Annotated in this window: 8 protein-coding genes; 3 read left to right on the top strand and 5 right to left on the bottom strand. The window is 69.8% G+C overall.

The features are described from left to right. Positions 1-24: 24 nt before the first annotated feature. Positions 25-1080, bottom strand: a complete 1056-nt coding sequence (gene galT / locus ACTRO_RS18150; RefSeq protein ID WP_034264539.1) for a galactose-1-phosphate uridylyltransferase — start codon at positions 1078-1080, stop codon at positions 25-27. 68 nt (positions 1081-1148) lie between these two features. On the opposite strand from galT, the gene ACTRO_RS18145 reads away from it, so the two are divergent. Next, a complete protein-coding gene (locus ACTRO_RS18145) occupies positions 1149-1958 on the top strand; it encodes a DeoR/GlpR family DNA-binding transcription regulator (RefSeq protein ID WP_034264537.1) in 810 nt (269 codons plus the stop codon). A gap of 67 nt (positions 1959-2025) precedes the next feature. On the opposite strand, the gene ACTRO_RS18140 is transcribed toward ACTRO_RS18145, so the two are convergent. The 4 genes from ACTRO_RS18140 to ACTRO_RS18125 form a co-directional block, all read right to left on the bottom strand. Further along, positions 2026-2946 (bottom strand): carbohydrate ABC transporter permease, encoded by a 921-nt coding sequence (locus ACTRO_RS18140; RefSeq protein ID WP_034264535.1) that lies wholly within the window; start codon positions 2944-2946, stop codon positions 2026-2028. Then, positions 2943-3893, bottom strand: a complete 951-nt coding sequence (locus tag ACTRO_RS18135; protein WP_034264532.1) for a carbohydrate ABC transporter permease — start codon at positions 3891-3893, stop codon at positions 2943-2945. The genes ACTRO_RS18140 and ACTRO_RS18135 overlap by 4 nt, the downstream gene beginning before the upstream one ends. Before the next feature lie 101 nt (positions 3894-3994). Continuing rightward, on the bottom strand, positions 3995-5356 hold the full coding sequence (locus ACTRO_RS18130; RefSeq protein ID WP_084316361.1) for an ABC transporter substrate-binding protein: 1362 nt from the start codon (positions 5354-5356) through the stop codon (positions 3995-3997). Positions 5357-5925: 569 nt separating this feature from the next. Then, a complete protein-coding gene (locus ACTRO_RS18125) occupies positions 5926-6573 on the bottom strand; it encodes a flavin reductase family protein (protein WP_034264530.1) in 648 nt (215 codons plus the stop codon). A gap of 242 nt (positions 6574-6815) precedes the next feature. Here ACTRO_RS18125 and ACTRO_RS18120 point away from each other — a divergent pair, with 242 nt between their 5' ends. Continuing rightward, entirely contained in the window at positions 6816-10316 is a 3501-nt protein-coding gene (locus ACTRO_RS18120) for a hypothetical protein (RefSeq protein ID WP_034264527.1), read from the top strand. Between the two features lie 48 nt (positions 10317-10364). Continuing rightward, positions 10365-12605, top strand: a complete 2241-nt coding sequence (recD2, locus tag ACTRO_RS18115; RefSeq protein ID WP_245594414.1) for an SF1B family DNA helicase RecD2 — start codon at positions 10365-10367, stop codon at positions 12603-12605. The last annotated feature ends 79 nt before the right edge of the window (positions 12606-12684 follow it).

Below are 12684 nucleotides of genomic sequence, written 5' to 3'. Positions count from 1 at the left end.
TTGCACCGGGTTCGGCCACAGTATTCACCGTCCCGCCCCACGCAGCGCAATCGCCGCTGATTCCGGCGTGGTGTCGCTGGCGAACGCGCCCATCCCGGATTCGGATCCGGCCAGGTACTTCAGCTTGCCCGCGGCCCGGCGCACGGTGAAGATCTCGGCGTGCAGCGCGACTTGCGCGGCGGTGCCCGCGGGCCGCTTCGGCGCCTGGTGCCACGCGGAGATGTAGGGGGTGCGCCCTGGGGTGCCGTCGGCGGCCGGGAACAGCCCGTCGAAGCGGCGCAGCAGGCTGAGGTAGATCGGGGCGAAGGCGGCCCGCTGCGCGTCGTCGAGCTCGGTGAAGTCGGCCACCCGGCGCTTCGGGTACAGGTGCGCCTCGTACGGCCAGCGCGCGGCGAACGGCACGAAGGCGATCCAGTGCTCGTTCTCCTCGACCACCCGCTCGTCCGCCGACTCCCGCTCGACCAGGTCGTCGAACAGGTTGCGGCCGGTGCGGGCCAGGTAGGCCTCGGCGCTGGCCACGGCCCGGTCCATCTTCGGCGCGACATAGGGGAACGCGTAGATCTGCCCGTGCGGGTGGGCCAGGGTGACCCCGATCTCCTCGCCCCGGTTCTCGAAGCAGTACACCTGCTTGATGTCCGGGCGGGCGAGCAGTTCGGCGGTGCGGTCGGTCCACGCCTCGAGCACCAGGGCCGCCTGCGCCTCGGTCAGGTCGGCGAAGGACTTGTCGTGCTCGGGAGTGAAGCACACCACCTCGCAGCGTCCGCCGTCCGGGCCGCCGAGCGAGGGGAAGCGGTTCTCGAAGACGGCCACCTCGTAGGTCGGCGCCGGGATCTCGGTCAGCCGGTCCTCGGTGGACGGGTCCAGCGGGCACTGGTCGGCCGGCGGCTTGTAGGTGCGGTCCTGCCGGTGCGCGGCGATGGCCACCCACTCGCCCTGCACCTCGTCGAACCGGGTCTCGGCGTTGCGGTGGGCGGGCTCGAGCGGGCGCCGGTCGGTGTACCCCGCGCGGGCCTCCCCGTCGCCGGCGTCGTAGTAGATCAGCTCCCGGCCGTCGGCCAGGGTTGTCACGGTCTTCTTCACTACCGCTCCCTCCATACCTCGTATTTAAACGGAGTCAAACGTAAACGCACAAGAGGTAGCATAGGGCCGTGACGCAGACAGACAGCGAACGCGGACTGCTGGCCGGACAGCGCCGCGCCGCCATCGTGCGAGAGGTGCGCGAGCGCGGCGGGGTCCGAGTGACCGAACTGGTCGACCGGTTCCGGGTCTCGGACATGACGATCCGGCGCGACCTCGACGCCCTGGCCCGGGCCGGAGCGCTGGAGAAGGTGCACGGCGGGGCCGTCGCGGTGGGCGAGTCCAGCGCGTACGAGCCCGGCTTCGAGGCCAAGGCCGACCGGGACACGGCGCTCAAGGAGGCCATCGCCCAGGCCGCGGCGAACCTGGTCGTGCCCGGCAGCGCGATCGCGCTGTCCGCCGGCACCACCACCTACGCGCTGGCCGGGCGGCTGACCACGGTGCCCGGGCTGACGGTGGTGACCAACTCGATCCGCATCGCCGAGCGCTTCTACGCCGCCGCGCACCCGGCCGGCGGCGGCCCCACGGTGGTGCTCACCGGCGGCGTGCGCACCCCGTCCGACGCGCTGGTCGGCCCGGTGGCGGACGCGGCGATCCGCAGCCTGCACTTCGACGCGGTCTTCCTCGGCAGCCACGGCATCTCGCCCGAGGCCGGCCTGTCCACGCCGAACCTGGCCGAGGCCGAGACCAACCGCGCGCTGGTGGCCTCCGCCCGCCGCGTCATCGCCGTGGCCGACCACACCAAGTGGGGGCTGACCGGCCTGGCCGGCTTCGCCCGGCTGAGCGACGTCGACCTGTGGATCACCGACGGCGGCCTGTCCGCCGACGCCCGCGAGACCGCCGCCGAGTTCGTCGGCGACCTGATGCTGGCAGAGCTCTGAGCTCTCGGGGCCGTGATCGGCAGGACTCTGATCGGCAGAGTCCTGCCGATCAGGACCCTGCGCCGGTTCAGCCCTTGCTGGCGCCCAGGGTCAGGCCCGAGACGAACTGCCGCTGCAGCACGAAGAAGACCACCAGCGTGGGTACCGCGACGATCATCGACGCGGCCGAGATCAGGTTGTTGTCGGTGAAGAACTGCCCGGTGAGGTTGTTCAGCGCCGCCGTGATCGGCCGGTTCGCGCCGGTCTGCATGAGCACGGTGGCCCAGAAGAAGTCGTTGTAGATCCAGGTGAACTCGAGCGTGGCCAGCGCGGCCAGGGCCGGCCGGCACAGCGGCAGCACGATCTGCCGGTACTGGCGCCACTCCGAGGCCCCGTCCACCCGGGCCGCCTCGCTCAGCTCGTGCGGGATGGTGCGCATGAAGTTGGAGAGCACGAACACGCAGAAGCCGGTCTGGAACGCCACGTGGATCAGGATCAGGCCGAGGAACGAGTCGTCCAGGTGCCCGGAATCCGAGAGCCAGGACGGCAACGGCACGGTGATGTAGAGCTTGTACAGAGGCGTGATGATCGCCTGCTGCGGCAGCAGGTTGCCCGCGGTGAAGATCAGCAGCAGGATCAGGTTGATCCGGAAGCTGTGCCGGGCCACCACATACGCCACCATGCTGGCCAGCCAGAGCGTGATCACCAGCGCGGGCAGGGTGATGATGGCCGAGTTCTTGAAGTACAGCGGCAGATCCGCCGCGTTCCAGGCGGTGGAGAAGTTGGCGAAGCCGTAGCTCCCGCCGACCGAGACGTAGCCGTGCTTCGCCGTGTCCGCATAAGGGCGCAGCGACGTGTAGAGCGCGTAGAGGACCGGCGCGATCCACACCAGGCAGGTGCCGATCAGGAAGCAGTGCAGGAACATCCGGGCGGGCCGGGTGCGCCGCGTCTTCGCGGGCGTCGCGGCGGGCCTCGCCGTCGCGGGCGTCGTGGCCGTCGTCGCGCTCATGGCCGGGTGTCCTTCCGGAAGGTGCTGTAGACGTACGGCAGCACGAAGGCCAGCGAGATCACCAGCAGGATGGTCGCGAGCGCCGAGGCGAAGCCGATCCGGCTGGTCTCGCCGATCAGGTTGGTGGTGATCAGGGTGGAGAGCAGCTCCAGGCCGTTCGTGCCCTGATTGATGATGTAGACGATGTCGAAGGCGCGCAGCGACTCGATCACCGTGATCACCACGACCACCACGTTGATCGGCCGCAGGGCGGGCCACACCACGTGCCGGAACGCCTGCCACTCGTTGGCCCCGTCCAGTGACGCGGCCTCCTGCAGCGAGGGGTCCACGGCCTTGAGCCCGGCCAGGAACAGGATCATGACGTAGCCGGTCTGCCGCCAGCAGGCCATGATCAGCACGGCCCAGATGTTGAGCCGGGGATTGCCGAGCCAGTCGATCAGGTTGTTCTGCCCGGCGTGCCCGGTCAGGTTGTTGACCAGGCCCTCGGTGGGGGAGAAGACGAGCTCGGTCATGAACCCGACCAGGGCGAGGGAGAGCACCACCGGCAGGAACAGGATCGACTGGTAGATCCGGGAGAGCGCCAGCCCCTTGTGCAGCTGCAGCGCCAGGAACAGCCCGAACGGCGCGGGCACGAGGAAGAAGACGCCGAGCCAGAGCAGGTTGTGCTCGATCGCGGGCGGGAACTCGGGGTAGATCGTGAAGGCGATCCGGTAGTTCTCCAGGCCGGCCGGCTTCATCTGGGCGAAGCCGCCGATGCCGGTCCAGTTGAAGAAGGAGAGCGCGACGGTGGCCAGCGCGGGCAGCCAGACCAGGCAGACGGACAGCAGCAGCGGCACGCCGGCCATCAGCGTCAGCGCGGCCCGGTCGCGGCCGGAGTACTGCCGCAGGCGACGGCGGCGTCCGCGCGCGGGCGCGGACGCGGCGGTTGGTATGGAAGTAGACGTCATCAGGTCGGTGGTTCCCTCTCGCGGCCGCCTGAAGCGGAGTGTGGACAGGGGTCTGATACCCCGGGGGCCGGCCCCCGGGGTATCGCGGGGCGCTGTCCGGCTCAGCTGGTGGCGAAGATCGTCTTGGCCTGGCCGTCGATGCTCGACAGCAGCGAGGAGACATCGTTCGGGCTGCTCAGGAACTTCTGGATGGCCGGGAGCATGACCGGGTCGGCGAAGCTCGGCAGGGTGTCGCGGTCCATGAACTGGGAGAGGTTCTTGGCGCTGCCGATCAGCGAGATGGCGGCCGTCTGCGGCTTGGTGTACTTGCTGGTGTCCACCCCGTTCGCGGTGGCGATGTCCGCCGGGTTCGAGCCGAGCCAGGTCTGCTGCGCGGCGGCCGTGCCGAGGTACTCGAGCAGCTTGGCCGCGCCGGCCCGGTTCTTCGGCGAACGGGAGATCATGAACCCGTCGATCGGCGCCTCGACCGAGTCCTGGCCGTAGGTCGGGTTGATCTCCGGGAACGCGAAGAAGCCGAGGTCGTCGGCGTTGGGTCCGGTGAAGATCGTGCCGATCTGGTCGAGCCCGAGCACCATCATCCCGGCCTGCTTGTTCAGGATCTGGTTCGCGCCCTCCTGCCAGGTCAGGCCGAGGAAGCCGGGGGAGTAGTACGGGATCAGCTGGCGCCACTGGTCGAAGACCGCAGAGACCTGCGGGCTGTTCCAGCCCTGGCCGGTGCGCATCAGGTTGATGTGGAACTGGTAGCCGTTGATACGCATATTGAGATAGTCGAACGTGCCCATGGCCGGCCAGCCGTCCTTGTCGGTGAAGGCGATCGGGATCAGCCCGTCCGTCTTCATCTTCTTGGCCAGCGCTATGAAGTCGTCCCAGGTGGTCGGGGCGGTGTAGCCCTTGGCCGCGAACACGCTCTTGCTGTAGAACACGGCCCACGGGTAGTAGTCGAAGGGCACGAAGTAGTAGTGCCCGTCAGCCCCCTTACTCTGGGCCTTCATCGCGTCGCTGTAGGAGGAGCCGATGGCGTTCCAGACGTCGTCGACGTTGCCGGTCAGGCCCTGCGCGGCGAAGTACTGGCAGCGTTCCCCGGCGAACCAGTTGAACACGTCCTGCGGATTGCCCTGCAGATAGGTGGTGATGTTCTGCTGGAAGGTGTTGTGGTCGACCCAGTTCACATCGACGGTGAGCCCGGTCGCTTTCTTCGCGGCCGCGAACAGGGTCTGGTAGGCGCCCTTCGGCTCGGGTACCGCCGCGTTCGAGCCGAACGAGACGGTGCTGCTCGATGCTCCGCCCCCGCCCGACGAGGACGAGGAGGAGCAGCCGGCCAGCCCGGGCACCGCGGCCACGCCGGCGGTGGCGAGCAGGCCCTTGAGCAGGCCGCGGCGGGCGAGCACGGGTGAGGAGAACGCGGCCGCGGACGGGGTGTGGGTAGGGTCCGAGGCCGGGTTGAAGGATTGGTGCGAGGTCACGACGACTGCCTCCAAGGTGCGTCATTGCGGATGGAGACCTGTGCGGTGGGCGCACAGGACCGGACCGCGGGCTGCACAGGACCTGCCCGACAAGTCCGAACGCTTTGCAGCAGATTTTCAACGTGAACCAACAATGCTGCACTGAGCAAATCGTGCCCTGACATCCTTGTCAAGCGTCCTTAACCACTCTGGTATCGGAGGGCGTGTGTTCACTGATGGGGAGTCAGAGGAGAAGATCAGGGGTGGCGGCCACGGGAACGGCCGCGATCATCGGCACCCGGAAACGCACGTGAACGAACATGTGCCGCGTGGGGTTCGTGCCCTGACCTGTTCGGTCCTGAGCGAACTGAGCGAAGCGCACCAGGGTTCTCCCACCCGGTGCGGGGTGTTCGAGCGGGCCCGCGTCACGACGGCCGCACCCGTCGTGACGCGGGCCCGCACCCGCCGCTAGCGCGACGGGCCACGGGGAGAAGCCGGATCTCCGGCGCGCACGGCCCGGAGAAGCACAGAGGTTCCGGTCGACATTGACCGGAACCGTCCTACAGAGTTCACCTCACGGCAACCTCGTGTCAAGAGCCTTCCCGGGATGTGGAACCCTCCGGGCCCGGCCCCGCCTGCTCGGACCAGTCCCGGTAGCGCACCCGGGCGAGCGAGCGCACCTCGCCGATCTCGGACCACTCGTCCTTGCCCAGCCGGGCCATCGGCCGGAGCAGGTTGATGTCCGGATGCCCGTCCACCATCACTTCCTCGGCCACCGCGGCCACCAGCACCCGGCCGATCACCAGCGTCGAGTCGCCGAGCTCCACCAGCGTGTGCACGACGCACTCGAGCGCGGCCGGCGCGTCCGAGACCCGCGGCGGCGCCACCCGGACGCTCGGCTCGCGCCCCAGCCCGACCGTGTCGAACTCGCTGAGCTCCGGCGGGAAGTCGGTCCCGGTCAGGTTCACCTGCTCGGTCAACGCGGCGGTGGTCAGGTTCACCACGAACTCCCCGGTGGCCTTCACGTTGCGCAGTGTGTCCTTGCGGCCCACCGAGGAGAACGCGACCATCGGCGGATCCGATGCGACGACGGTGAAGAACGAGTGGGGAGCGAGGTTGTCGACCCCTTCGGGAGAGCGGCTGGAGACCCAGGCGATCGGGCGCGGGGTGACCAGCGCGGTGAGCAGTCGGTAGAAATCCCGGGGCGCACTGGCCACCGGTTCGAACTCGGCACGCATGATCTGAGCCTACCCAGCCGCGGCCGCGCGCCCGCGCATTCTCAGCGGCGCGCGCGGACGCACAGATGGATAACATTTCCGCCCGGGTCTTCGCGCATCGGCCCTGATTGGACCTACGTTGTACCCGGACGGGCTCTAGGCCGCACGCTGCGCGGCCCCGGGGGGCGGTCCCGAAGAGGTGGGGCGAGACTGTCCGGAGATCAGCGGAGCCGTGGGGTCATTTTCTGGAGGGGAGAGGAACGTTGTCGGAGAACGACGATCCGCAGTACGCACCGGAACCGACGGACGCTCAGGCGGGAGCGGACGAAGTTCCGGAGGTCGAAGACGCACAGCCGGCGGCGCACGCGCCGGAGGCCGGCGAGGTGGCGGAGGTAGAGGTCGAAGAGATCACCGAGGTGGCGGCGGTCACCGAGATCGTGCCGACCCGCGAGGCTGTGGCTGAGCCGGAGCCCGCGACCGACGCCGAGCCGGCCGCCGAGCCGACGATGGTGGTTCCGCAGCTGCGGCCGCAGGCCGAAACGACGGTTCCGGTCGAGGCAGCGGCGACGCAAGTGGTGCCGCAGCAGGCGGCCGCGCCCGCGCCCCAGGTCGGTGTGCCTCAAGTCGACGCACCCCAGGTCGGTGGCCCGGACGCGTCCGGCGCGTACCCGAACCAGCCCCCTGCCGCGGCCCAGTACCCGCAGCAGGGACAGATCCCGCAGCAGGCCCAGTTCCCGCAGCAAGGGCAGCAGTTCCCGCAGCAGGCGCAGAACCCGCAGCAGGCCGCGGGGATCCCGGGCCAGTACCCTCCGCCGCCCTACCAGGGCGCATCGCCGTACCAGACCCAGTTCCAGCAGTATCCGCCGCAGCCTCCGGCGCCCGCCCGGCGCTCAGGCCCGCCACCGCTGACCGGATTCGACTTCCTGGCCTCGGCGTACGACGCCGTGCGCGCCCTCGCGGTCGGGTTCGTCAGCGTCCTGGTCGCGCTGCTCCTGGTCGTCTACGCCGGAATCGCCAACGCGCACGTGCCCGCGAGCTACGCCTACAAGCTCAGCGCCTGGCTCCTCGGCGCCAGCCTCGGCGCGCCGATCACCGGCTCCGGCAGCCTGAGCACCGACGACAGCGAGGGCCTGGGCCTGGACGCCTCGCTGAACATCACCCTGCGGATCACCGTCTGGGCGCTGACGATCGTCGTGCTCTTCCTCATCTACGTGCTCGCGCGTCGTCGCGAGCGGCAACTGCCCAGCCAGAACCTCGCCCAGCTGTTCCTGCGCAGCGCGCTGACCGGACTCGGCGTCTCGCTGATCCTGATGATCCTGGCGCTCACCTCCCAGGTGGACAATGCGTTCGAAAGCAACGCGATCCGCTCCGATCTCGGCTTCGGCGCAATGTCCGGCTCGATCGGGCTCAGCCCCGGCTTCGTCTTCCTCGGCCCGCTGCTGCTGACCCTCGCGGTCGGGCTGCTCGGCCGGTTCGGCGTGTGGCTGCACGCCGAGACCACCTCGGACGCGCGCGCGGATCGCGTCAAGGCCGCGATCACCCTGTGGCGTCCGGCCGTGCGCACCGCCTGGCAGCAGATGAGCGTCATGGGGACGCTGATCGCGGTCGGCCTGTGGATCTGGCTGGCCATCGAGGCCTTCTCCGACCCGTCCACCGGCCCGTACCGCACCGCCTTGCTGCTCGGCCTGCTCGTGCTGCTGCCGAACCTGGCGGTGTACGGCAGCTTTATCGGCATGGGCGTGACCCTGTTCGTCGGCGGCGGAGTCGGCGCCAGCGTGCTCGGCCAGAGCACCGGCGACACCTTCGACGGCTCTCCGACGTCCGGCTCGACCGGGCTCGGCATCTTCCAGGGCGTGCACCCGTGGGGCGTCTGGCTGCTGCTCGGCGGCGTCATCGTGGGTACGCTCGCGCCCGCCGTCCTCGCCCGCACCACTCGCCGCTTCGCGGTGAACCGGGACGAGTACGCGCCGAACGGCGCCTGGCGCTCGATCGTCGTGGGTCTGGTCGCCGCGCTGGTCGTCGTCCTGCTCGGCGCGCTCTCGGTGAACTTCAGCGGCAACGCCGGCGGACTCGGCGGGATGAACGTCACGGTCTCGCTCGGCCCGAGCCTGCTCGGCGCCCTCGGACTGAGCGCGCTGTGGTTCCTGTTGGCATACGTCGCGCTCTCGCTCTCGCTCGGCCACCGGTTCCAGCCGGCGACGCCGCGTCCGCCGGCCGGCATTCCGCCGCAGGGGACGCCGGAGTACGCGCAGTACCAGCAGTACCTGGCCCAGCAGCAGCAGTACCAGCAGCAATACCCCCAGCAGTTCGCTCAGCCGCAGCTGCAGCAGCCCCAGCCGCCGCAACAGCAGTACGCGCAGATGCAGCAGCAGGCTCCGTGGGGACAGACCGAGCAGACTGAGCAGCTCGGCCACTCCGGGCAGACCGAGCAGCTCGGCCAGACCGGGCAGACCGAGCAGCTCGGCCAGACCGGGCAGTCCGGCCAGGGCCCGACCGTGCCGCTGCCGCAGGAGGGCTCGGGCACGCACGAGCTGCCGCCGGACTCATCGCAGACCCCGCAGTTCCCGCCGCCGGGCCAGGCGGATCCGGCTCAGTCCTACGCCCAGCAGTATCCGCAGCAGTACGCGCAGCCGTATCCGCAACAGCAGTACCCGGCTCAGTGGGCCACGCCCGGACAGCCGACCGGCCAGTGGGCGCAGCAGCCGGGCGTCCCCGGCCAGCCCGGACTGCGCAACAGGTTGCAGCGCAAGATCGTCGTTCCACTGGTCCTGGTGGTGCTCGCGGGCGGCGGATTCCTCGCCTACCACTTCATCGCCGGCGGTTCCGAGAACGGACCCGGCGGAGCGGTCACGTCCTACTTCAACGACCTCGCCGCGGGCGACGCAAAGGACGCCGAGGCGCTGGCCGTCAACACGGTCACCGATCTCAAGGTGATCGACTCGGCCGCGACCCTGGCCGACGCGTCGAACCGGCCGTCGAACTTCTCCGTGGTCTCGACCCGCAAGCCGACGGCCGAGGAGCAGCAGCAGTTCGCCAGCGCCAAGATCCCCGGCAGCAACCTGACGGTCGTGATCGTCAAGTACACGGTGCACGGCAAGCAGCTCGACGACCTGTACCTGGCCGTCCAGAACGCCCAGGGCAAGTGGGTGCTGCCGAACCCGTACCTGTACGTCGACGTGCAGGGCGGCTGGTCGAGCACGGCGACCGTGGACGGCGTGTCGTTCACGGCCCAGGACGGCGTCCTGGTCTTCCCCGGCGCGCACGTCATCGCCGAGCCGAAGAACCCTGACTTCGCCGCCGAGTCCACCACGATCGTGCCGCAGGACCACACCGAGGACGGCGAGACCTACGCCGTCTACGGCGACGGGGACGAGCAGAACGTCACCCTGCCCGACCCGTCGCTCAGCAGCGCCGGCCAAGCCGCGGTGCAGAAGGCCTACAGCGACGCGCTCGACGACTGCGCCACCCAGGCCGAGACCGGCGAGGGCGACTGCGGCATCGACAACTACTACGACTACTACCTCTGCAACAACGTCACCTGGACCATCACGACCGTCGGCACCGTGGACGTCGATCTGAGCTCCTCGGAGTCGGACGGCAGCTTCGACTGGACCGCGGACGGGACCGTCGCGTCGGAGAGCGGGGACTACACCGACTACTTCGACGACGACCAGACCTTCAGCGACCAGCCCACCGACCTGGAGGACGACGGAACGGTGGTGTTCAACGCCGACGGCACGGCCACGGTGACGATCTCCGAGTAGCGCCCACGGCAGCGACGGTTTGTCGGCCCGGGACGCTAGATTATGGGCGTGGCCACGAAGAACAGCACCGAAGCCGGGGACGAACTCGTCCCCGGCTTCGGGCTGTCTGTGCTCGAAGGCGTACTCGAGCGCGTCACCTACAGCAACGAGGACAACGGCTACACTGTCGCCCGGGTCGACACCGGCCGCGGCGCGGACCTGCTCACCGTGGTCGGCGCGCTGCTCGGCGCGCAGCCGGGGGAGTCGCTGCGGATGCGCGGGCGGTGGGGCTCGCACCCGCAGTACGGCCGCCAGTTCCACGTCGAGAACTACACCACCGTGCTGCCGGCCACGGTCCAGGGCATCGAGCGCTACCTCGGTTCGGGCCTGATCAAGGGCATCGGCCCGAAGACGGCGGAGAAGATCGTGGCCCACTTCGGCGTCACGACTCTGGAGATCATCGAGACCGACGCCGAGCGGCTGATCGAGGTGCCGACCCTCGGGCCCAAGCGCACCAAGCTGATCGCGGCCGCGTGGGTGGAGCAGAAGGCGATCAAGGAGGTGATGGTCTTCCTGCAATCCGTGGGCGTGTCCACCTCGATCGCGGTGCGGATCTACAAGGAGTACGGCGACGAGGCCGTGGACGTAGTGAAGCAGGAGCCTTACAAGCTCGCCGCGGACGTCTGGGGCATCGGCTTCAAGACCGCCGACGCGATCGCGGTGGCCGTGGGCATCCCGCACGACAGCCCGGAGCGGGTCAAAGCCGGCCTGCAGTACGCGCTCTCCCAGGCCACCGACGCCGGCAACTGCTTCCTGCCCAAGGAGAAGCTGATCGAGCAGGCCGTGAAGATCCTGCAGGTGGACGAGCGGCTGTGCGCCGACTGCCTGGAGGAGCTGCTCGGGCTCGAGGGCGCCGTCCGCGAGATCCTGCCCGGCGAGTTCAGCTCCACCGAGGCGATCTACCTGGTGCCCTTCCACCGCGCCGAAGCCGCGCTCAGCCGGCAGCTGCTGGATCTGCTCCGCGCCCCCGACGACAAGCTCGCCGTCTTTCAGGGCGTGGACTGGGACAAGGCCCTGGCCTGGCTGCGTGGCCGCACCGGGAACGAGCTCGCGCCCGAGCAGGAGCAGGCCGTGCGGCTCGCGCTCACCCACCGGGTGGCGGTGCTCACCGGCGGCCCCGGCTGCGGCAAGTCCTTCACCGTCCGCTCGGTGGTCGAGCTCGCCCGGGCCAAGGGCGCCAAGGTGGTGCTGGCCGCGCCGACCGGCCGCGCGGCCAAGCGGCTGGCCGAGCTCACCGGCGCCGAGGCGGCGACGGTGCACCGGCTGCTCGAGCTCAAGCCGGGCGGGGACGCGGCGTTCGATCGGGACCGGCCGCTGCCGGCCGACCTCGTCGTGGTGGACGAGGCGTCGATGCTGGACGTGCTGCTCGCCAACAAGCTGGCCAAGGCGGTCGGCCCGGGCACCCACCTGCTGCTGGTCGGCGACGTGGACCAGCTGCCGAGCGTCGGCGCGGGCGAGGTGCTGCGCGACCTGCTGGCCGCCGAACCGATCCCGCGGGTCCGCCTGACCCAGGTCTTCCGGCAGGCGCAGGAGTCCGGCGTCGTGGTCAACGCGCACCGCATCAACGCCGGCCGCCCGCCCCGGCTGCGCGAGTTCGACGACTTCCACCTCTTCCTCCAGGACGAGGCCGAGCCGGCCGCCCGCCTCGTCGTCGACCTGGCCGTGCACCGGATCCCGAAGCGCTTCGGCGTCGATCCGCGCCGCGACGTGCAGGTGCTCACCCCGCTGCACCGCGGCCCGGCCGGCGCCGGCAACCTCAACCTGCTGCTGCAGCAGGAGCTCACCCCGCACGTCGACGGCGCACCGGAGCGGCGCTTCGGCGGCCGCACGTACCGCATCGGCGACAAGGTCACCCAGATCCGCAACAACTACGACAAAGGCCGCAACGGCGTGTTCAACGGCACCGGCGGCATCGTCACCGCGATCGACGCCGAGGAGCAGCGGCTGACCGTGCGCACCGACGAAGACGAGCTGATCCCGTACGACTTCGCCGAGCTCGACGAGCTCCAGCACGCCTACGCCGTCACCGTGCACCGGTCGCAGGGTTCCGAGTACCCGGTGGTAGTGATGCCGGTCACCACCAGCGCCTGGATGATGCTCCAGCGGAACCTGCTCTACACCGGCATCACCCGGGCGAAGAAGCTCGTGGTGCTGGTCGGCTCGGAGAAGGCGCTGGCCCAGGCGGTGCGGACGCCCGGCTCGGGCAAGCGGCACACCGCCCTCGACTTGCGACTGGTCGGGGTGCTGTAGCGGCTCCGTCACCCGCTGCGCACACGCGCTCGCGTTCGGCAGGGCATGAGCTTGTTATCATGGATCTTTGCCCCACCCC

The sequence above is a fragment of the Actinospica robiniae DSM 44927 genome, assembly GCF_000504285.1.
In the GTDB taxonomy this organism is placed as follows: Bacteria; Actinomycetota; Actinomycetes; order Streptomycetales; family Catenulisporaceae; genus Actinospica; species Actinospica robiniae.
This window is presented reverse-complemented; position numbering and strand designations above follow the sequence as displayed.

What these genes read in the sequence shown, in the direction of transcription:
- ACTRO_RS18140 (WP_034264535.1), bottom strand. Translation starts at nt 2,946, where the DNA reads ATGAGCGCGACGACGGCCACGACGCCCGCGACGGCGAGGCCCGCCGCG.
- ACTRO_RS18135 (WP_034264532.1), bottom strand. Translation starts at nt 3,893, where the DNA reads ATGACGTCTACTTCCATACCAACCGCCGCGTCCGCGCCCGCGCGCGGA.
- ACTRO_RS18125 (WP_034264530.1), bottom strand. Translation starts at nt 6,573, where the DNA reads ATGCGTGCCGAGTTCGAACCGGTGGCCAGTGCGCCCCGGGATTTCTAC.